At 69.5% G+C, this 19,983-nt stretch carries 24 protein-coding genes and 1 tRNA gene; 18 read left to right on the plus strand and 7 right to left on the minus strand.

Translation table 11 applies throughout. The features are described 5' to 3' along the window. Window position 1 precedes the first annotated feature (1 nt). Entirely contained in the window at window positions 2-1,783 is a 1,782-nt protein-coding gene (ilvB, locus tag ACV7JO_RS05525; protein WP_470355343.1) for a biosynthetic-type acetolactate synthase large subunit, read from the minus strand. Window positions 1,784-2,122: 339 nt separating this feature from the next. Next, the gene (locus ACV7JO_RS05530) at window positions 2,123-3,373 is read right to left on the minus strand and encodes a LeuA family protein (protein WP_470355757.1); all 1,251 of its coding nucleotides are present in this window, start codon (window positions 3,371-3,373) and stop codon (window positions 2,123-2,125) included. Between the two features lie 104 nt (window positions 3,374-3,477). Between ACV7JO_RS05530 and ACV7JO_RS05535 the strand changes: the two genes are divergently transcribed. Beyond that, window positions 3,478-3,780 carry a DUF5779 family protein gene (locus ACV7JO_RS05535; RefSeq protein ID WP_470355344.1) on the plus strand — a complete coding sequence of 101 codons (303 nt, stop codon included), beginning with the start codon at window positions 3,478-3,480 and terminating at the stop codon, window positions 3,778-3,780. Window positions 3,781-3,825: 45 nt separating this feature from the next. On the opposite strand, the gene ACV7JO_RS05540 is transcribed toward ACV7JO_RS05535, so the two are convergent. After that, complete coding sequence (locus tag ACV7JO_RS05540; protein WP_470355345.1) at window positions 3,826-4,515, minus strand: VOC family protein; 690 nt, start codon at window positions 4,513-4,515, stop codon at window positions 3,826-3,828. 91 nt (window positions 4,516-4,606) lie between these two features. Here ACV7JO_RS05540 and ACV7JO_RS05545 point away from each other — a divergent pair, with 91 nt between their 5' ends. From ACV7JO_RS05545 to ACV7JO_RS05555, 3 genes are all read left to right on the plus strand, one after another. Then, window positions 4,607-5,815 carry a PQQ-binding-like beta-propeller repeat protein gene (locus ACV7JO_RS05545; protein ID WP_470355346.1) on the plus strand — a complete coding sequence of 403 codons (1,209 nt, stop codon included), beginning with the start codon at window positions 4,607-4,609 and terminating at the stop codon, window positions 5,813-5,815. Window positions 5,816-5,948: 133 nt separating this feature from the next. Then, on the plus strand, window positions 5,949-6,629 hold the full coding sequence (locus ACV7JO_RS05550) for a hypothetical protein (RefSeq protein ID WP_470355347.1): 681 nt from the start codon (window positions 5,949-5,951) through the stop codon (window positions 6,627-6,629). A 44-nt stretch (window positions 6,630-6,673) separates the two neighbouring features. Continuing rightward, entirely contained in the window at window positions 6,674-7,084 is a 411-nt protein-coding gene (locus tag ACV7JO_RS05555; protein WP_470355348.1) for a JAB/MPN domain protein-containing protein, read from the plus strand. Between the two features lie 9 nt (window positions 7,085-7,093). Here ACV7JO_RS05555 and ACV7JO_RS05560 read toward each other — a convergent pair whose 3' ends face one another. Together ACV7JO_RS05560 and ACV7JO_RS05565 are read right to left on the minus strand one after the other, a co-directional pair. Further along, entirely contained in the window at window positions 7,094-7,303 is a 210-nt protein-coding gene (locus tag ACV7JO_RS05560) for a ribbon-helix-helix domain-containing protein (RefSeq protein ID WP_276277535.1), read from the minus strand. Window positions 7,304-7,361: 58 nt separating this feature from the next. Then, on the minus strand, window positions 7,362-7,616 hold the full coding sequence (locus tag ACV7JO_RS05565; protein WP_470355349.1) for a hypothetical protein: 255 nt from the start codon (window positions 7,614-7,616) through the stop codon (window positions 7,362-7,364). 105 nt (window positions 7,617-7,721) lie between these two features. Here ACV7JO_RS05565 and ACV7JO_RS05570 point away from each other — a divergent pair, with 105 nt between their 5' ends. Beyond that, window positions 7,722-7,871 (plus strand): DUF1272 domain-containing protein, encoded by a 150-nt coding sequence (locus ACV7JO_RS05570; RefSeq protein ID WP_470355350.1) that lies wholly within the window; start codon window positions 7,722-7,724, stop codon window positions 7,869-7,871. A gap of 11 nt (window positions 7,872-7,882) precedes the next feature. Here ACV7JO_RS05570 and ACV7JO_RS05575 read toward each other — a convergent pair whose 3' ends face one another. Then, window positions 7,883-9,058 carry a M24 family metallopeptidase gene (locus ACV7JO_RS05575; RefSeq protein ID WP_470355351.1) on the minus strand — a complete coding sequence of 392 codons (1,176 nt, stop codon included), beginning with the start codon at window positions 9,056-9,058 and terminating at the stop codon, window positions 7,883-7,885. A 26-nt stretch (window positions 9,059-9,084) separates the two neighbouring features. Between ACV7JO_RS05575 and ACV7JO_RS05580 the strand changes: the two genes are divergently transcribed. The 6 genes from ACV7JO_RS05580 (at window position 9,085) to ACV7JO_RS05605 (ending at window position 14,827) form a co-directional block, all read left to right on the plus strand. Continuing rightward, window positions 9,085-10,173 carry an ABC transporter ATP-binding protein gene (locus tag ACV7JO_RS05580; protein ID WP_470355352.1) on the plus strand — a complete coding sequence of 363 codons (1,089 nt, stop codon included), beginning with the start codon at window positions 9,085-9,087 and terminating at the stop codon, window positions 10,171-10,173. Continuing rightward, window positions 10,170-11,042, plus strand: coding sequence for an ABC transporter permease (locus ACV7JO_RS05585; RefSeq protein ID WP_470355353.1), 873 nt, complete (start codon window positions 10,170-10,172; stop codon window positions 11,040-11,042). Before ACV7JO_RS05580 ends, ACV7JO_RS05585 begins: the two co-directional genes overlap by 4 nt. Before the next feature lie 73 nt (window positions 11,043-11,115). Continuing rightward, window positions 11,116-11,577, plus strand: coding sequence for a cupin domain-containing protein (locus ACV7JO_RS05590; RefSeq protein ID WP_470355354.1), 462 nt, complete (start codon window positions 11,116-11,118; stop codon window positions 11,575-11,577). A 41-nt stretch (window positions 11,578-11,618) separates the two neighbouring features. Then, the gene (aroA, locus tag ACV7JO_RS05595) at window positions 11,619-12,902 is read left to right on the plus strand and encodes a 3-phosphoshikimate 1-carboxyvinyltransferase (protein WP_470355355.1); all 1,284 of its coding nucleotides are present in this window, start codon (window positions 11,619-11,621) and stop codon (window positions 12,900-12,902) included. 97 nt (window positions 12,903-12,999) lie between these two features. Then, on the plus strand, window positions 13,000-14,199 hold the full coding sequence (gene aroC, locus ACV7JO_RS05600) for a chorismate synthase (protein WP_470355356.1): 1,200 nt from the start codon (window positions 13,000-13,002) through the stop codon (window positions 14,197-14,199). A gap of 1 nt (window position 14,200) precedes the next feature. Continuing rightward, a complete protein-coding gene (locus ACV7JO_RS05605) occupies window positions 14,201-14,827 on the plus strand; it encodes a uracil-DNA glycosylase (RefSeq protein ID WP_470355357.1) in 627 nt (208 codons plus the stop codon). 53 nt (window positions 14,828-14,880) lie between these two features. Here the strand turns inward: ACV7JO_RS05605 and ACV7JO_RS05610 are convergent, their stop codons facing one another. Then, complete coding sequence (locus ACV7JO_RS05610) at window positions 14,881-15,309, minus strand: CBS domain-containing protein (protein WP_470355358.1); 429 nt, start codon at window positions 15,307-15,309, stop codon at window positions 14,881-14,883. 100 nt (window positions 15,310-15,409) lie between these two features. Here ACV7JO_RS05610 and ACV7JO_RS05615 point away from each other — a divergent pair, with 100 nt between their 5' ends. From ACV7JO_RS05615 to ACV7JO_RS05645, 7 genes are all read left to right on the plus strand, one after another. Next, window positions 15,410-16,147 carry a hypothetical protein gene (locus ACV7JO_RS05615; protein ID WP_470355359.1) on the plus strand — a complete coding sequence of 246 codons (738 nt, stop codon included), beginning with the start codon at window positions 15,410-15,412 and terminating at the stop codon, window positions 16,145-16,147. Window positions 16,148-16,187: 40 nt separating this feature from the next. Next, a tRNA-Ser gene (locus ACV7JO_RS05620) sits at window positions 16,188-16,271 on the plus strand. 77 nt (window positions 16,272-16,348) lie between these two features. After that, complete coding sequence (locus ACV7JO_RS05625; RefSeq protein ID WP_470355360.1) at window positions 16,349-17,731, plus strand: hypothetical protein; 1,383 nt, start codon at window positions 16,349-16,351, stop codon at window positions 17,729-17,731. Between the two features lie 42 nt (window positions 17,732-17,773). Further along, a complete protein-coding gene (locus tag ACV7JO_RS05630) occupies window positions 17,774-18,073 on the plus strand; it encodes a DUF5785 family protein (protein ID WP_470355361.1) in 300 nt (99 codons plus the stop codon). A 61-nt stretch (window positions 18,074-18,134) separates the two neighbouring features. Then, complete coding sequence (locus ACV7JO_RS05635) at window positions 18,135-18,470, plus strand: DUF7344 domain-containing protein (RefSeq protein ID WP_470355362.1); 336 nt, start codon at window positions 18,135-18,137, stop codon at window positions 18,468-18,470. Window positions 18,471-18,518: 48 nt separating this feature from the next. Next, window positions 18,519-19,277 (plus strand): GTP cyclohydrolase III, encoded by a 759-nt coding sequence (locus tag ACV7JO_RS05640; protein ID WP_470355363.1) that lies wholly within the window; start codon window positions 18,519-18,521, stop codon window positions 19,275-19,277. A 75-nt stretch (window positions 19,278-19,352) separates the two neighbouring features. After that, a complete protein-coding gene (locus ACV7JO_RS05645; protein WP_470355364.1) occupies window positions 19,353-19,928 on the plus strand; it encodes a CBS domain-containing protein in 576 nt (191 codons plus the stop codon). Window positions 19,929-19,983 lie beyond the last annotated feature (55 nt).

The raw sequence follows: 19,983 nt of genomic DNA on the forward strand, positions 1-19,983 counted from the left end.
GTTAGAGCATCTCCAAGTGGTCTTCGTTCAGCGCGAACAGGCCGTTGTCGCCGCCGCTTGGCACCATCGGGAAGACGTTCTCCGCGGGGTCGATGATGGCGTCGACGACCGAGGGGCCGTCGTACTCGCGGGCCGCCTCTATCGTCTCGTCGACGCTGTCGTAGTCCTCCAGCCGGAAGCCGGCGGCCCCGAACGCCTCCGCGAGCTTGTCGAACTCCGGAATCCACGGGTACTCCGAGGCCATCCGGCGACCCTCGTAGAAGCCGTCCTGCCACTGGCGGACCATCCCGACGGCCTCGTTGTTGAGGACGACGTAGGTGACGTCAAGGTTCTCGCGGACCGCCACCGACAGCCCCTGCACCGTCATCAGGAACGAGCCGTCGCCGTCGAAGCAGACGACCTCTTGGTCGGGGGCGGCCAGTTTCGCGCCGATGGCCGCGGGCACGCCGTACCCCATCGTCCCCAGGCCGTGGGAGGAGACCCACGTCCGGGGCTCGGTGAACTCCCAGAACTGGGAGGCCCACATCTGGTGTTGGCCGACGCCGGTACAGACGACGGTGTCGTCCGGCGTCATCTCGGAGAACCGCTCGACGACGTACTGGGGCTTGAGCGGTTCGTCGTCCGGCGTCGAGTAGTCCATCGGGTACTCGTCTTTCCACGTCTGGCACTGCTCGCGCCACTCGTCGGCGTCCGGTGCGCGGGGCATCGCGTCGAACAGTTGGCGAAGCACCGCGCGGGCGTCCCCGACCAGCGGGTAGTCCGCGTAGACGTTCTTGCTGATTTCGGCGGGGTCGATGTCGACGTGGACGACCTCCGCGTCGGGCGCGAAGGAGTCGACGCCGCCGGTCAGGCGGTCGTCGAACCGGGTGCCGATAGCCAGCAGGCAGTCGGTGTTCGAGATAGCCATGTTGGCGTAGCCGGTGCCGTGCATCCCGGCCCACTCCAAGGAGAGGTCGTGGTCCTCGGGGAAGCTCCCGATGCCGGGCATCGTCGTGATGACCGGAACCTCGTACTCCGTGGCGAACTCGCGCAGCGCGTTCGACGCCTCCGCCCGGATGACGCCCCCGCCCGAGAGGATGACCGGGCGGTCGGCACCGGCCAGCGCCTCGGCGGCCTCTTGCACGGCCGCGTCGTCGGCCTCCTCGGGCACGTCGTACGTTTCCGGCGTCTCGGGCGCGTCGGGCTCGATGTCGGTCTCGCCCTGCGTGACGTCTTTCGGGAGGTCGACCAGCGTCGGCCCCTGTCGGCCGGCGTCGGCCAGCGCGAACGCCTCGCTCACGTCGTGGCCGACGGTGTCGGGGCTGTCGGCGAAGTAGCTCTCCTTCGTGACCGGTTGGGTGATGCCGACGGTGTCGGTCTCCTGAAAGGCGTCGTTGCCGACGAAATCCGTCGGGACCTGCCCGGTCAGCGCGACGACGGGGTCCGAGTCCATGTTGGCGTCGGCGATGCCGGTCACGAGGTTGGTCGCGCCCGGGCCGGACGTGGCGAAACAGACGCCGGGGTCGCCCGTGACGGTGCCGTAGGCGTCGGCGGCGTGGGAGGCCCCCTGCTCGTGGGCCATCGTCACGTGATTGATGTCGGAGTCGTACAGCGCGTCGTAGACGGGCATGATGGCCCCGCCCTGCACGCCGAAGACGTACTCCGCGCCGGCGTTTTCGAGCGCTCGGATGACCGACTGAGCGCCGGTCGTCACCGGCTCCTGTGTGCTCTCGCCGGTCGACTCCCCGGTCTGTTCCGCGTCCGTTTCCGCTTCCTCTTTCGGGACCGACGCGCGTTCGCTCATCGCGTCCCTCCCGCGTGATACGAGCGTCGTGTGGCTGTTGTGTACATTGCTTGCGTTGCTGTGGTGTGGTGGTGGAATATCGGTACGACCGGCACGGAGGTAGAGATGTGAGGGGCTATACAGCCCCTACAATACCCTCGCCGAGAATAGCGGACGCGGCGCTGGCCGCGGGACCGACCCGAACGCCAGCGCGCGCAGTCATCACATCCGGAGTCTGTCCGGCCCGGATAATAAGCGTTCTGTGATAGGTTTCTCCGAACGACGCGGGACCGGGGGCGCGTGCCGCCGCTGGGTAGGCGGCGCTGGCGGTGTGCCGGCACGACCGAGAACGGCATGGGCCTACGCCCGGACCTCCTCGGTCGCTTCCTCGACGCCGACCTCCGTGGCGAACCGTTCCAGCTCGGTCATCGTGACCTGCTGTTTCTCCGCGCCGAACTCCTTGACGCGGCGGGTCACCTCCCGCACTTCGGCGTCGGTGGGGTCGTAGCCCGCGTCGACGAGCCGCTCGCGCACCGAGTGCGCGCCGGTGTGTTTCCCCAACACCAGTTCGCGCTCCGCGCCGACCATCTCGGGGGTCATGACGCCGGGCTCGAACGTGTCGGAGTTCTCGATGACGCCGGCCGCGTGGATGCCGCTCTCGTGGGAGAATGCGTTGCGCCCGACCACCGGCTTGTTGGCCGGTACCGGGATGTCGGACTTCTCCCCGACGAGCCGCGACAGCTCCGTGATGCGCGTGGTGTCGATGCCGGTGTCGACGTCGTACAGCGCCTCCAGCGCCATCGCCACCTCCTCGTAGGCCGCGTTGCCGGCCCGCTCGCCGATGCCGTTGACCGACACCTGCGCCTGCCCCGCGCCGGCCTCGTAGCCGGCGATGGCGTTGGCCGACGCCAGCCCGAAGTCGTCGTGGGCGTGGACGTCGATACGGGCGTCCGTGACCGAGTCGACCTTCCCGATGAGGTCGGCGAAGCGACTCGGCGTCGCCACCCCGCAGGTGTCGGGGATGTTTATCCAGTCGGCCCCCGCCTCGGAGGTCGCTTGGATGACCTCGACGAGGAACTCCTCGTCGGTACGGGTGGCGTCCATCGGCGAGAACATGCACTCGGCACCGGCCTCGGCGATGCGCTCGACGGACTCGACGGCCGAGTCCAGCGCCTCCTGCCGGGTCGCGTGCATGGAATCCTGCAACTGTACGTCCGACGTCGAGACGAACGTGTGGACCATGTCCACACCCGAATCCAGCGCCGCCTCGATGTCTTTCTCGACCACACGCGCCAGCCCGCAGGTCGTCACGTGCGTGGACTCCGCGATGTCCCGGACCGCCTCGAACTCCGCGTCGGAGTTGACGGGGAACCCGGCCTCGATGACGTGGGTCCCCATCTCGTCGAGTACGGCGGCTATCTCGCGTTTGTCCTCGTAGTTGAACGACGTGCGTGGCGATTGCTCACCGTCGCGCAGCGTGGTGTCGAAAATGCGTGCGTCTGTTATCTCAGACGTGGAATCCAGTGTGCCCTGGAAGAACTCGATCCGCCGGAGATCCCGACGTGCCCTCGTTGTTGGACATAAGCACCTACATCTGGACGCTTCCGGTATTTATAGCTGTCCATCGGTCCCACCCGCGACCGACACGCGCAGGCGACGACGCGCGTCAGACACCGGGGTGGGGGTTTTTGCCGCCGTGTCGCCTGTACGCTCGTATGAGTGACTTCGATGGACTGGACCTACAGGCCGTCGAGGACCAGATGGAGGTCGACGGGGACACCGGCGGCAGCCACCGCGTCGTCCTCGGGGTCCTCGACGGGGACACGCCCGACGAGGAGTGGGTCGAATCCATAGACGACGGCTGTGTCCTCGTCTTGCACGTCGACGGCGACCTGAACGAACTCGCCGCTGGGTTCGCCCGCCCGGTCACCGAGGCCGGCGGCGAACTGATGCACTTCCGGGGTTTTCTGGTCGTGACGCCCCCCGGCGTCAGTATCGATTCGGACCGGTTGGACTGACCGGCCGACCGGCGAATCGGATGCCAGCGAATCGACAGCGGCGTCTCAGCCGGCGTCGACCAGCGTCAGGTAGTGGCCGTCGGGGTCCCGGATTCGGACGCCGCCCTCGACGGCCGTGACTGCCAGCGCGTCGTCGGCCACCTCGCGGGCGACCGAGCGCGGCGCGTCGGCGACGACGCCGAAGTCGACGTGGACGCCGCCGCGGGCGTCGGCGATGCCCAGCCGCGGCGACCAGAGTTCGAGGTCGAACTCGCCGGTCGAGAGGCGCACCCGCCCGTCCGCTCGGCCGTCGTCAACGACAGCGAAGCCGAGCCGTTCGTAGAAGCCGACGGCGGCGTCCAGCCGCTCGACTTCGAGGACGAGTTCGAACAGGCCGCCGACGCCGCCCCCGTCGACAGGGCGCTCGCCCAGTTCCACGCAGTTTCCTTCGGGGTCGTAGAAGTACAACGAGCGGGCGTCGCCGAACGTGCGCTCCACGAGGTCGAACCGCTCGGCGAGGCGGGCGTACCAGTCGTCGTAGGTCCGTTCGGGGACACGCAGCGCGTAGTGGGTGTGGAGCCCGCCCCGCGGGACCGGCCCGGGTTCGCGGAGCCGGAGTTCCGTCCCGCCGGCGGCCAGCACCGTCTCGCTCTCGACCTCACGGACGGCGTCCAGTCCGAGAACGGCGTCGTAGAACGCCGCCGTCCGGTCGACCCGCTTCGTCTCCAGCGCGAGCCACGACGGCGAGGAGAGCATTGTCGGACCGACGCCGCCGACGGAGGTAACTGCTGTGGTACCCCCTCACAGAGGTCGTTTAATGTGTCGGCACGACAGAGTGGGAACGTCAATGGAACGGCGCGCGCTGTTGGCGACGTTGGGAACCGCTATCGGCTCCGGCTGTCTCCGGTTTCGGGGCGGGCAGTCGACGGCCACCGGAACGGACACGCGGGCGGCGACGGCCGCGGCCGACGGCCAGTCGTCCCGGACGAGCACCCGTGCGGAGACGAGCACCGAGACGGACACATTCGACGGGTCGGTCTCGCTGGAACAGCGGTGGCAGGTGGACGGCTGGGCCGGCGACATCTGGACGCTGGACGGGACCTTCTTCCTCCCGGGGCAGGGGGCCTACAGCCCGGACGGGACCGAGGTCTGGACGGTGGAGCCGCCGGGACAGGAGTACTTCCCCGAGTCGGTCGGCTACACGGACGCGTCGGTGTTTCTGGGCGCGCTCGGCTCCGACGAGGTCCAGCGGGGGCGACTGTACGCCTACAGTCGGGCGGACGGGGGGCGCGAGTGGACCTTCGACACGCCCGCGGACGGCATGCACACCCGCGTCAGGACGGTCACGGCGTCGGGCGACGGGGTCGTCTTCTGCGGGTGTGACGGCGACGGAAGCGGCGACGACCAAGCGCCGCTGGTGTACGCGCTCGACGCGGCGACGGGCGACGTGGTGTGGCGGACTGGGGACCTCACTCCGTCGTTCGTCACCACGATAACGGTCCGGGACGGCGCGGTCTACGTGCTCACGACCGCCGGCGTGTTCGTCTTCGACGCCGCGAGCGGCGACCGACTGCGGTCGGCGGAGCAGTACATCGGCTTCGGCGGCGGCGTCCGACGCGCAGAGACGCTGTACGTGACCGGGACGGCGGCACGAGCGCTCGCGCTGCCCGGCCTCGACGCGGAGTGGCAGCAGTCGCTCGTCAGCAACGCATCGAGCGTGCGGCCGGTGCTCGCCGGCGACACTGTGGTCGTCACGACCGACGCGGGGCACGTCGTCGGACTCGACGCCGCGTCGGGCCGACAGCGCTGGCAGCGCCGCATCCAGACGGAACCCCGATACCGCCCGGAAGTCGGCGACGGACTCGTCTGGGTCGTCGACGACACTGCGACCACGTACGCCTACACCGTCTCGGACGGCGAGTTGGTCTACGAGCGCTCCGACGGCGGCGACGCGAGCACCCCCTTGGGCGTTCTCGGCGACACGCTGCTGACGGTGACCGAGACCGACGACGGGGGACACCTGACCGCGTACCGCGTCGTCCGGGCCGAGACGTAGCGGACGGGCACCTCGGAACTGCACCACCGGCACTGGGAACACCGCACGAGACAGCGCCGGCGGGCGCACCCGGCAACCGCGTCCGGCGCGAGTCGGCAGGCCGCTTTTACGTTTCGCCGACCTCGCTACGAGTATGCCGATGAAAGGTTCGGGCCGTGCGACCCACTGGGAGGAGACGAACCGCTGGGAGCGAGGGGCGAGTTGGATAGCCTACCCCGAGGAGGAGATGCAGCGGGCGAGTCACGTCCTCGGGACCGACGCCGGCGCGTTCGTCGTCGACCCGGTCGACGCCGAGGGCATCGACGACCTACTGACGGAGTTCGGCGAGGTGGCCGGCGTCGTCATCCTGCTCGACCGCCACAAGCGCGACTGCGCCGCGGTGGCGAACCGCCACGACGTGCCGGTGTACGTCCCCGACATCATGGAAGGGGCCGCGGACGACCTCGACGCCCCGGTCGAAATCGTTCACGGACAGCTTCCGGAGACGGACTACGGCGTCCACGAGGTCGTCCGGAACCCCTTCTGGAAGGAGGCCGCGCTGTACGGCGACGCCGACGACACGCTGGTCGTCTCGGAGTCGGTCGGGACGGCCGACTTCTTCGTGACGGGCCGCGAGCGGCTGGGGGTCCACCCCGTCCGGCGGCTCACGCCGCCCTCGAAACTCGGCCGTCTCGACCCGGACCGTATTCTCGTCGGCCACGGACACGGTGTCATGGACGACGCGACGGAGGCGCTCACTTACGCTCTCAAGGGGTCTCGGAGCCGGTCGCCGAGCCTGTACGCGAAGGCGCTGCGCTCGTTCGTCTTCGGCTGAGGCACGGACGACGACGTTTTACCCCCGGCGTGCGAACTGCCCACGTGGTCTACGTCACACGAGGACTGGTCGAGACGCTGTTGCGCCTCGCGCGGGAGGCCGACCCCGACGACGTCACGATTTCGCTGGCGGTCACGCCGGCCGCGGAGCTCTCCGAGACGGACGTACCCTCGGAGACACCGGTGTTCACCGACTTCTACCTGCCCTCCGCGGGCGGGTCGGTCAACGCCGTCTTCGGGATGGACCTCGGGACGCCGGCGGGCCAGACACAGGGGCGGTTCGTCTCGCACCCGCGGGGACACATGGGCGTCAGCGAACTCGACGACCTCCACGAAGTCGTGTTCGTCGCCGTCCCGCCGTGGGACGACGACGCCTTCGGCGCGTTCGACCGCGCCGGGCGGCGCAAGGACGTGACGATACTCGACGCCGAGCCCCCCGAGGAGTACCCCGCGTAGCGCCCGCTCTCACTCCAGATAGCCGAGGTCGCGCAGTTGGTCGGTAATGTCCTGAAACTCCGCCTCGGTCAGTTCCCCCTCGCGCTGGTGTTGGACGACGATGCTGCGAAGCAGGAAGCGGACGAGGTCCGACGTGCTGGAGAAACTGGTCCCCTCGATGGTCTCCTCGACGCGGTCGGCGAGGTCCTTCGGTATCGAGACCGTCGTGTAGTCTGCCATACCGGGGGCAGGACGGCCCGAGGCAAAGGCGTTGTGACCCCCGCGGTCGCCGTGGCGGCTACTGGGGGTCGTCGGCCTCGGTGTCGAACTGGCCCATCGTGGCGGCGCTGGTCGGCGAGAACATCATCGGCGCGCCGCGCTCGCGCGAGTCGGTCTCCTGTGGGCGGGTCGCGGTGGTCGTCTGTGTGAACGCGTCGTCGTCGGTGGGTGTCGTGATTCGGGTCGTCATCCGGGTGGTGGTGTGGGTCGGGTGTGGTCGGTCGGCGGCGCTGTGGCGCGGGTCGAACGGCGCGTGGCGGATACAAGCATGCACTCACCGGTTTGGCGGCATCTATAATAAATGTTAATGATGTAGTTGTGTGGTAACTGGTAACAATCATTATTGTCAGCCGAGGTGTATTTCAGGCCGGTGAGAAAGATGAAACTGTTCCCGAGACTCAGCGGCCTGTTCGGCGGCGAGACGGCCGAACCGCCGGAGATGAACTTCGAGTGCGTGCTGTGCGGGAAGCAGACGGAGACGGCCAGAACGGTGTGTCCGAACTGCGGTGGGCAGATGAAGCCGCTGTAGTTCGGCGGCCGTCAGACGACGAGGCGGCGCTCGTAGTCGGTCAGGTTCTCGTAGCCGTCCTCGGTGACGACCACGATGTCCTCGATGCGGAGGCCGCCCACGTCGGGGTCGTACAGCCCCGGTTCGACGGTGACGACGTGGCCGGCTTCGAGTTCACCGCCGGTCGGGGAGAGGCTGGGCAGTTCATGCACGTCGAGGCCAACGCCGTGGCCCGTGCTGTGGATGAACCCCGTCTCGGTGCGCTCGTCGCTGCGCAGCGTCGGGTGTCCCGCGTCCTCGTACACGTCACAGACCGCGTCGTGTATGTCGGCTCCAGTGGCACCCGCTTCGAGGGCGTCGAGAGCGGCGTCCAGCGCCCGCTCGGTGAGGTCGTGCCACTCCCGGATTTCCTCGCTCGGGTCGCCGCTGACGAACGTCCGCGTCATGTCGGCGTGGTACTTCGACGCCTTGTGCTGTGGGAAGATGTCGACGATGACCGGCTCGTCGGCCGTCAGCGGGCCGATTCCGCGGTCGTGGGGGTCGGCGGCGTCGCGGCCACAGGCCACGATGGTCTCGTCGAGTGAGCAGCCATGGCGCAACAGCGTCACCTCTATCTCCTCTTTGACGCGCTCGCTGGTCAGGGGCTCGCCGTCGTGTTCGAGCGTGCCGTCGCTCTCCACGTCGGCCGCTCGCAGCAGGTCCTCGGCGGCGGCCATCGCGGCCTCGTTGGCCCGCTGGGCCGTCCGGACGTGGTCGACCTCCTCGTCGGTCTTCGTCGCCCGTATCTCCGTGACGACGCCGTCCCGGTCGGCAGTCACCGCGACGCCACGGTCCCGCAGGCCGTCGGCGGTCCCCAGCGGGAACCGGGGCGGGACGGCGACGCTATCGACGCCGTGGGAAGCGAGGAAGTCCGCGAGGACGTACGAGACGGCCTCCTCCGGACCGTGTTCGGCGACCTTCCGCTGGTGGTCGAAGTCGACGTAGCGCTCGACGGTGTCGGCCCGGGCCTCGCGCATGGCGCGGCCGTACTCCAGACTGCGGGGAAAGAGGAGATGGACCGCGCCGTCGTACAGCGTGACGAACGGGTCGGGGGCGTCGAACCCGGAGAGGTAGTACTGGTCCGAGTCTGTCGAGTCGGCGTCTATCAGGTAGCCGTCCGCGCCGGTCTCGTCGAGGTAGGCGTCCAGTCTCGCGAAGTCGGGGTCCATATCTCACCCTCGCGGCGGCGAGGGAAATGGGTACCGCCCCCGGTGGCACCGACCGGGACCGGCCCGGCCGCGAGAGTGTTATCCGGTCGGCACTCCTCGGTCGAGACGTGACCGACGACGCCATCGTCGCCGACGGGGTCGAACTGACCTACGCCGACGGCACGCGAGCGGTGCGCGGCATCGATCTGACGGTGCCGGCGGGCGAGTTCTTCGGCTTTCTCGGTCCCAACGGTGCCGGGAAGACAACGCCCATCAAGACGCTAGTCACCCTGCTCCGACCGACCGCCGGGACCGTCCGCGTCAACGGCTTCGACGTGGTCGCCGAGGGCCGGGCCGTCCGTGAGACGGTGGGGTACATGGCCCAAGAGACGAGCGTCGACCCGGAGCTGACCGCCCGCGAGAACCTCCGGTTCGCCTGCGACGCCTACGGCGTCCCGAGGCGCGACCGGGCCGCCCGCATCGACGAACTGCTCGACCTCGTGGACCTCGCGGACGTGGCCGACAAGCGGGCTGACGACTTCTCGGGCGGCATGAAAAAGCGCCTCGACGCCGCCACGGCGCTGGTCCACCGCCCGCCGCTCGTCTTCTTAGACGAGCCCACGACCGGGCTGGACCCCAAGGCGCGCAACCGCCTGTGGGAGTACTTCGAGCGCATCAACGACCGGGGGACGACCATCTTCCTGACGACGCAGTACCTCGAAGAGGCCGACGCCCTCTGTGACCGACTGGCGGTCATCCTCGACGGCGACATCGTCTCGGAGGGGTCGCCGGCACAACTCAAACGCGAGGTCGGCGGCGAGATTCTGGAAGTGTCCGTCGAGGGCGGCCCGGACAACAGGGAGCGCGCCGCCGCGGTGGCCCGCGCCGAGGACCTCTTCGAGGTCGACGCGACCGTCGAGGTCACCGACGACGGGCTGGCGGTTACCTCCTCGCTGGCCCGCTCGCGGGGGACCGACCTCCTCGTCGCGCTCCGGGACGCGGACCTGACCGTGACGGGGTTCAACGTCCGCGCGCCGACGCTCGACGACGTGTTCCTCGCCATCACCGGCGAGCATCTGGACGACGAACGAGAGGCGGTGGCGTCGCCGGCCCCCGGCGGGGGTGACTCGGTGTGAGCGAGGCGGCCGACTCCCCGCGGCGGTCGGGCAACACTTTCCTCGGGGACCTCTGGGTGAACTTCGTCCGCTGGAACATCAAGGCCGTCCGCAACCCGTTCGTGCTTGTGGTATCGCTCGTCCAACCCGTCATCTTTCTCGTCCTGTTCACGCAGGTCTTCGGACAGGTGGCGACCGGCGCGGTCAGCCGCGGGGGCGCGACGCTGTCCTACGAGACGTATCTCGTGCCGGCCATCTGCATGCAGGTGGCGCTGGCCGCGGCGGCCACCTCCGGCGTGGGACTGGTCAACGACATCGAGAACGGGATGTTCGAGAAAGTGCTGGTCAGTCCGATGAACCGCGCCGCGGTCTTCCTCGGGAAGACGGCCGCCGAACTCGTCCGCATCGCCGTCCAGATAGCCATCATCATCGGACTCGGGACGGTGCTGGGCGCGGAGGTCGCGACCGGCCTCGTCGGCGCGGCCGGCATCGTCGCCGTCGGCGTCCTCTTCTCGCTGTGGTTCACCGCACTGTCGAACACCATCGCCGTCGTCACCCGGGACCAGGAGTCGACCATCATCGGCGCGAACCTGCTCCAGTTCCCGCTGCTGTTCGTCTCGACGGCCTTCCTCCCGCTGTCCGTCCTCCCGGGGTGGATACAGACGGTCGCGCGGTTCAACCCCGTCACCTACGGCGTCGACGCCGCGCGGGCCATCATGCTCGGCCGGGACGTGATGACCGTCGTCGAGGTGACCGAGTACGGACTGGAATTCGGCGGCCTCTACAACACGCTCGTCCCAGCTATCGCCGTGTTACTCGCGCTCGGGGTCGTCTTCGGTAGCGTCGCGGTGTACATGCTCCGGCGGGCCTCTAGTGCCGACGTGGCCTGACCCGCCTAGGCTCGTCGCCTCGGTGCAGTTCCGGGGTGGCAAGGTACTTTCGGCTCCCGTCCCAACGACGGCCATGGAGAAAGTCTCCACCGACGCGGTCGAACCGCAGTCGATGACCGGTGACATCGACCGGCGCGGGCTGTCGGACCCGCTGGGCACCACCGACCTCGCTATCAACCACTACCGGCTGGCCCCCGGCGAGGGCTTCTCGGGGAGCCTCCACGCCCACATGGACCAAGAGGAGGTGTTCTACGTCGTCGAGGGCGAGGCCACCTTCGAGACGATGGACGGTGCGGTCACCGTCGGCGCGGGCGAGGCCGTCCGGTTCGCGCCCGGCGAGTTCCAGACGGGGACCAACGAGAGCGACGAGGAACTGCGGGCCATCGCGCTGGGTGCGCCACGCGACAGCGAGGACGTACGCGTGCCACAGGACTGCCCGGAGTGTGGCAACGACGACATGCGCGCGCTCCCCGCCGAGGACGGCGACGGGTTCGCGCTGCAGTGTCCGGAGTGTGGCGCGGAACTGGACGCGTAGCGAGCGATACCCTCTTGTCGCCCGCCCGCCACCCGGCGGGCATGGACGTCACTATCTCACCGTCGACCGTCGGCGGGACCGCACAGGCCCCGCCGTCGAAGAGCTACACCCACCGCGCGGTGCTGGCGGCCGGCTACGCCGACGGCGCGACGGTCACGGACCCGCTCGTGAGCGCCGACACGAAAGCGACGATGCGCGCCGTCGAGGCCTACGGCGGCCGGGTCGACCGCTCGGACGGACGCATCGAAATCGAGGGGTTCGCCGGCGACCCGGCGACCCCCGACGACGTGGTGAACTGCGCCAACAGCGGGACGACGATGCGCCTCGTGACCGCGACGGCGGCGCTACAGGACGGGCTGACGGTCCTGACCGGCGACGGCTCGCTGCGCTCGCGGCCGCAGGGGCCGCTGCTCGACGCCGTCGAGCAACTGGGCGGGCGCGCCGAGAGCACGCGGGCCAACGGACAGGCCCCGCTGGTCGTCGGCGGCGGCGTCGACGGCGGGCGGGTCGCCATCCCCGGCGACGTCTCCTCGCAGTACATCACCGCCCTGCTGATGGCCGGCGCGGTCACCGACGACGGCGTCGAAATCGACCTGACGACCGAACTGAAGTCCGCGCCGTACGTCGACATCACGCTCGAAGTGCTCGCCGACTTCGGGGTCGACGCCGCGGCGACGGCCGACGGCTACGCGGTCGCGGGCGGGCAGACCTACGACCCCGCGGGCGGCGAGTACGCCGTCCCGGGCGACTTCTCCTCGATGAGCTACCTGCTCGCGGCGGGCGCGCTGGCGGCCGACGACGGCCTCGAAGTCACCTCGGCCCACCCGAGCGCGCAGGGCGACGCCGCCATCGTCGGCGTGCTCCAGCGGATGGGTGCGGACCTCGACTGGGACCGCGACGCCGGCGAGATAACCGTCCGGCGGTCGGCCCTCTCCGGCGTCGCGGTGGGCGTCGAGGACACGCCGGACCTCCTGCCGACCATCGCGGTGCTGGGTGCGGTCGCCGACGGCACCACCCGCATCACGGACGCCGAACACGTCCGCTACAAGGAGACCGACCGGGTCAGCGCGATGGCCGAGGCGCTGTCGAAGATGGGGGCCGAAATCGAGGAGGAGCGCGACGAACTAGTCGTCCACGGCGGTCGGAGCGACCTGCGGGGCGCGACCGTCGACGGCCGGGCCGACCACCGCATCATCATGTCGCTGGCCGTGGCCGGACTGGTCGCCGACGGCGAGACGACGGTCACCGGCGCGGAACACGTCGACGTGTCGTTCCCCGACTTCTTCGACGTGCTCGGCGGACTGGGCGCGGCGGTCCGGCAGTAGCGCGGCGGTCCGGCGGTAGGCCCCGTCGGGGCCACGCGTCGCGGCCGGGGGTTCGCACCTACAAGGTTCAAATGCCCCCGTCCCTCACACGTTCGTAATGAACGGCAACGAGTTCGGTCGTCTCTTCCGCATGACGACCTACGGCGAGTCCCACGGGGAGGCCATGGGCTGTACGGTCTCGGGCGTTCCCGCTGGCGTCGAGCTCTCCGCGGAGGAGATACAACGGGACTTAGACCGGCGCAAGCCGGGTCAGTCGATGATTACGACCTCGCGGGGCGAGCCCGACAAAGTGACGCTCAACTCGGGGGTTCAGGACGGCTACACGACCGGGACGCCCGTCGGCATGGTCATCCAGAACAAGGACGCCCGCTCGGGCAAGTACGAGCCGTTCATCACGGCCCCCCGGCCGTCCCACGGCGACTACACCTACTCCGCGAAGTTCGGCACGCGCAACTGGGGCGGCGGCGGCCGGTCGTCGGCCCGCGAGACGGTCAACTGGGTCGCCGCCGGCGGCGTGGCGAAGCAGGTCCTCGCCCAGAGCGACTTCGACGTGACCATCAAGGCCCACGTCTGCCAGATAGGCGACGTGGAGGCCGGCCCGGTCACCTTCGAGGACATGCTCGAACACAGCGAGGAGAACGAGGTCCGGTGTGCCGACCCCGACGCCGCCGCGGAGATGCGCGACCTCGCCGACGAGTACCAGACGGAGGGCGACTCCATCGGCGGGGCCATCTACTTCGAGTGTCGCGGCGTCCCGCCGGGGTTGGGCGCGCCCCGCTTCGACAGCTTCCCCTCGCGGCTCGCACAGGCGATGTACTCCATCCCCGCCGTCAACGACTTCGAGTACGGCATCGGCCGCGAGGCCCGCACCACGCGGGGCAGCGAGTACAACGAGGACTGGGAGTTCGACGAGGACGGCCACCCCGTGCCGGAGGGCAACGACCACGGCGGGATTCAGGGCGGCATCACGACCGGTCAGCCCATCTACGGCGAGGTGACGTGGCACCCGCCCGTCTCGATTCCCAAGACCCAGACGACCGTCGACTGGGAGACCGGCGAGGAGAAGGAGATAACCGTGACCGGACGGCACGACCCCGTACTTCCGCCACGGGCCGTCCCGGTCGTCGAGGCGATGCTGTCCTGTACGGTGCTGGATTTCATGCTGCTGGCCGGCCGCATCAACCCCGACCGCATCGACGGCCGGCCGGGCGAGTACGACACCGACTACCACCCTTCCAGCCCGCAGAACGACCCCGAGGACGCCGACACCCACGCGACGACCGTCGACGAGGACTAGCATGGACGCCCAACAGGAGTCCCAATCCAACCCCTACGGGATGGACGCGGACTGTCAGAACTGCCCGGCACTCTGTGAGACCCGGTCGCAGGTGGTCCACGGCTACGGCGACGTGGGCGCGGACTTCCTCGTCATCGGCGAGGCCCCCAGCGAGGGGGCCGACCGCTCGGGGATTCCGTTCACCGGCGAGCGCGAGCGGGGCCTGCTCGACATCCTCGCCGCCGTCGACCTCTGTGAGGACCCCGACGCCGACGAACCGGAACTGGCCAAGACTTTCCTCACCTACGTCACGCGCTGTCGCCACCCCGACCGCGCGGCGACCGACGCGGAGGCCACCAACTGCGAGCCGTACCTCAACAGCGAGGTGCGGATGATAAACCCCGAACTGCTGCTCCCGGTCGGCCAGCGGGCCTTGGAGGAACTGGCCTTCGAGTATACGACGACGAGCGCCGACGAACTCGACGTGGCCGACCTCCACGGCGAGACGCTTCGCGGCCGCGGGTTCGAACTCTTGCCGATGGTCCCGCCCGCGGAGCAGACCGACGCCCAGCGCGAGGCGTTTCTGGAGAACTTCAGCGAGACGCTTGGCCGGGACTACCGACAGACGAAGGGCCGGCGGGGGCGCTGACCCGGGCGGCGACGCCGCGACGGCGCTGGCTCGGTCGCCCCGTCGCGCCGCCGTCAGTTCGGTCCCCACTCCGAGCGCAACGCGCCGAGGTCCGACGCCTCGCTCCGGAGGTCCGAGAGCGCCCAGACGATGTCCGAGAGCGTGACGATGCCGACGAGGTCGACCCCGTCGAGCACCGGGACCTTCTTGACCCCCTCGGCGGTCATAGTCCGGGCGACGGCCGAGACCGACCGGCCCGGCGTCGTCGTGACGACCGCGGGATGACCGACTGCCCGGATCGCGATGTCGCCGAGGGGCTGCCCGGTCTCCGTCGCGGCCGCCAGCGCGTCCGACTCCGTGACCATGCCGACCGGGTTCCCGTCCCCGTCCACGACCACGGCCGACCCGACGCCGTTGTCCAGCAGCGCCTCGACCGCCACGTCGAGGGTCGCGTCAGCGTCGACGGTGACCACGTCCGTCGACATCAGGTCGCGCACGAGCATGGACCCGCGTAGGCCCTGTGTGGGGTTAACTCTCGGGGGCGGACACACCTTCCGCGACTGGAACGCAAGCGACTAACCGCCGCCCGCCACAGGAGGAGGTATGACCACTGTGGCAGTCCTCGCCGACCCTCCGGTCGACGGGACCGTCCTCCCCGCGCTGGCCGGCACGGTCCTCGACGAGAGCGAAGCGACCGCGCTCTACCGGGCGATGCTGGTCGACGTCTGTCGCGCGGTCGAGAAAAGCGGCGCGGAGCTGTTGGTGAACTACCGCCAGCCCGAGCAGGCCCCCGACAGTGTCGACCCGGAAGCGGCCGTCCGGGACGCGGTGGTCGACGAACTCGACGCGCCCGACGAGGCCCGCTTCGAGGTGCAGGTCGGGTCGACGCCGTCGGCCCGCGTCGGGAACACGGTGACGCACCTCCTCGAACGCGAGGGCGTCACGACGGCCGCGGCGGTCGAGCCGACGGCCGCACTGCTGGCCCGCCAGCAGGTCGACAGCGCCGCGATGAAGCTCCGCACCGACGACGTCGTCCTCGGTCCGTCGACCGACGGCCGCGTCTACTACGCCGGCTTCGGTGACCCGATAGACTTCGCCGACGCCTACGCCACTCCGACCGTCGAGACGCTGGTCGACCGGGCCGCCGACGCCGGCCTCTCCGTCGGCTTCCTGCCGACCGCGCCGGTCGTGGCGACGCCGGCCGACCTCCGGTCGGTGGTCCCGCTGTTGCGGGCGCGCCGCCGCGCCGAGCGCGTGGTCCCGCCCCGGACCAGCGACCTCGTCGAGGAGTTCGGGCTCCGGGTCCGCGACGACGACGGCCCCGCGCTGGTCCGCGAGTAACCGACAGGCCTTAGACGGGGGACCCGGTAGCCACGCCCGCGGTGGGGTGGCAGAGCGGCCTATTGCGCCTGCCTTGAAAGCAGGTATCCTCACGGGTTCCTGGGTTCGAATCCCAGCCCCACCGTATTTTCCCACGAGTGTCGCCGCGGTTGCTGTCGAATCGGGTACATTTATACGGTCGGTGGCGGTTAGATTTATACGATGCTGCGAGACAACTGGTCCCCAAGCGGTACCCGCGTCCTCACGCTCTGTCTCGTGACCCTCCTCCTCGCCGGCAGCGTCGTCGGTCCCGTCGCCGCAGACCCCCAGACGTTCGTCAACAGGGCGAACGGCGACGGCCCGTCGGTCCTCGTCGGCGAGGCGTACAACGTCACGGTCATCGTCTCGAACACCGGTAGCGACAGCGGCGGACAGACGGTCGACATCAAGCGCAACGGCACGACGGTGGCGACGGAGCGGGTCGTCGTCGGGTCCAACGAGGACGAACGACTCGAATTCACCCTCCGGTTCGACGAGCCCGGTCGGTACGAACTGAAGGCCAACGACCGGCGGATACGGACGGTCTCGGTCCGCGCGGCGACGGCCACCATCGTCAACGAGACGGCCGCGAGCCAGACGGTCGCGGTGGAGGCCGCCGCGGTGTCGACCACGGAGCCGTACGCGGTCGACGTGCCGGCGTCGAACCGCTCGGTCGCGCTCGACGGGTGGACCGTCGAGGCGACCCAGCGGAACTTCACCCAACGGGTCACCGCCTATAGCGACCCGTCGGCGTCGAACGCGACGCTCCCGGCCGCGGACAGCGCGACCGTGCTCGGCGTCCTGACGACCGGGTCGACCGGCGGCGTCGACGCGGTGACGATGCGCGTCGCCGTCAACCGGTCGCTGCTCCGGTCCAGCGGGCTCGACCCGTCGGCGGTCACGCTCTACCGTCGCAACGGGAGCGCGTGGACGGCGCTGAACACGTCGGTCGCGGCCGAGCGGACCGACGCCGTGGTCTACGAGGCCCGCACCGCCGACCCCTCGACGGTCGCCGTCGGTAGCATCGAGCCGGTCCTGTCCGTGACCGACACGTCGCTCAGCACGGCCCCGACCGACACCGGACAGCGCATCACCCTCGAAGCGGTCGTGCGCAACGACGGCGCGGTCGGGGGGCCCTACGAGGCGCGGATGCTGGTCAACGACGAGAGTATCAACACGACGACGGTGACGGTCCCGGCCGGCGAGTCGCGGACGGTCGCCCTCACCCACGTCGTCGAGTCGGCCGGGAACTACGAAGTCGCGCTCGGCGAGCGTGACGCCGGCAGCGTGGTCATCTCCGAGGCGCAGGTGTCGACGGCGACGCCGAGTTCGGCGACGGAGGCGGGGACGGAATCCGGCGTCGCCACCAGCACGACCGGAACCGGTAGCGACGCCGGGAGTGGCCTCTTACCCGCCGGCGTCCCGGCGACCGTTGTGGGTATCGACACGCGCTACCTCGCGGGCGGCGTCGGGGGCGCGCTCGTCGTCTTCCTCGCCATCGTCGGCCTCCTGCGACGGCGCGGCGGCGGCGGAAGCGGCGGTGGCGGCGGCTTCGAACAGCTGTAGCCGGAGAGAAATCCTTTTGCCGCCGGTGTCCGGAGGTCGGGTATGGACTGGCCCCACGACCCGGACGGCGAGGAGGGCAGCGAAGGACGGCGCAAGTACGGCCACGCCGTGCTCGCCAAGAAGATAGACGAGGACGAGGACTTCCCCCTGCGGGCCGAGGAGTACGTCGAGCAGTACGGGGACCACCCGGTCCGCATCGACTACGAGACGGTCGTCAGCGTCGCCGACATCTTCGAGCACGTCGACCAGTCGGAGTTCGCGGACTTCCCGGACTTCCACACCACGCTGGGCGAGGCGCTGCGCGAGGCGGACCTCTGGCCCTACCGACTCGAACACGCCTGAGTTCGATTGGTGCGTGTGAACGCGCGACACATTCTTGTGGAGAGCTGTCGTACCACCTCGTATGGCGACCCGTAGCCCGAACACCGAAACGGCCGAGCCACGGCTTCCGGACGACGTCGTCGCCGACCTGCTGGCCGACGAGCGCCGGCGGCGGCTCGTCGACGTGCTCGCCGCCCGCGGGGCACCGATGGTCCTCGAAGACCTCGCGGCACTACTCGTCGCGCGCGAGCGGGGCTGTGATCCGGCGGACGTGTCGGTCGCGGACAGGCACGCGGCCCGAGACGACCTCTTCGAGTCTCACCTCCCAAAACTGACCGCAACCGGCGTCGTCGCGTTCGACTCCCAGCTGGGGACCGTCGACCTCCTCGCGGACGTTCGCCCGGCGAGCGACCGGTAACGGCTTTCGACAGACCAATACCGGTCGGCCCCCAACCGTCGAGCGACAGTGACGAACACGCAGGTCACCCATATCCAGATAGACAACTACGGGCCGTGGACAGTGACGCCGGAGCCGCGCCGGGAGGTCGACCTCCAGACGCTCCAGTCCCGGCTCTACGCCGACCTCGCCCAACTGTTCGGCAACCGCGACGGCTACGTCTTCTTCTCGCGGTTCGACAACATGATCGCCGTCTCGAACGGGCTGGACGAGGCCGACCACGCGCTGATACAGGAGTCGGTCGCCAACCGCTACCCGGTTACGATGAGCCTCTCGGTCGCCACCGGGACGACGCCGGTGTCGGCGCTCGGGACAGCGACCGAACGGCTCCAAGAAGCCGGCAGCGCACAGGACAAGGGTCGTCGAGAAGTCCTCGGGGGCCAACCCATCGCCGAGGAGTTCCGGACCGACACGGACGTGCAACTCGCGCACTTCGACGTCAACGACGCCACGGGGAAGTACACCGACCAACTCAACGAGTTCGACACGTTCATCCGCATCGAGCAGGGGTACGCCTCGCTGATGAAGTACATGCGCGAGGCTCACGACTCGCTGGCCTTCTTCGTCGGCGGGGACAACGTCATCGCCGTTTGCCCCGCGCTCGACCGGCCGGCCTACGAGGACGCCATCGACCACGTCGCCGACGACGTGAGCGTCGACCTCAAGGTCGGCGTCGGCCGGGGCCGGAACGCCGCCGCCGCCGGGATGGACGCCAAACACGCCCTCGAAGCGTGTCGCGCCACCGGCGACGCGGTCGTCTTCGAGTGACTGTGGAGATTGGGGAGGACGCGGTATAAGCGTAGTGGAGGTACATTTTAGACCGGCCGTGTGATAATGACACGCATGAACGAGACGGTAACCGTTCGGGAGGTGATGAACCGGGAGTACGTCGGTGCCAGCGAGTCCGACGGCCTCGTCGAGACGACGGAGCTACTGGTCCGCGAGGACGAGGAACTCGCGCTCGTCGTGCGGGGCAACGAACCGGTCGGCGTCGTCACCGAGCGGGACATCCTCGGGCACGTCGTCGCCGACGGCGACCCGGCCTCGGCGACCGTCGGCGACGTGATGACTGAATCCATCCCCTCCGTCCCGCCGGACGCCCGGCTCTCGGAGGCCCGGGACCAGATGGCCGCGTGGTCTGCCGGCTGGCTGCTGGTGACCGACGACGGCGACCCCCTCGGCACCGTCACCGAACACGATATCCTCACGACCGCCCGCTTCGAGAGCGAGAGCACCGACGCCCCCGCCGAGGCGGCGACGGCATCGGAGCAGGTCGCGGCGACGGGACCGACTGACCGGCCCGGCGCGGCAGGCGACTCCTTCGACGAGCAGGGTATCTGCTCGGCCTGTGGAACCCTCTCCCGCGATTTGGCCTCGTTCAACGGGCAACTGCTCTGTGCGGACTGCCGTGACGTCTGACCCGCCGGACCGACCGCGGTCCCGCCCCGACACAAGGGCTTTGCCAGCCCCGCCC

It is taken from the genome of Haloarcula sp. MBLA0138, from assembly GCF_055632455.1.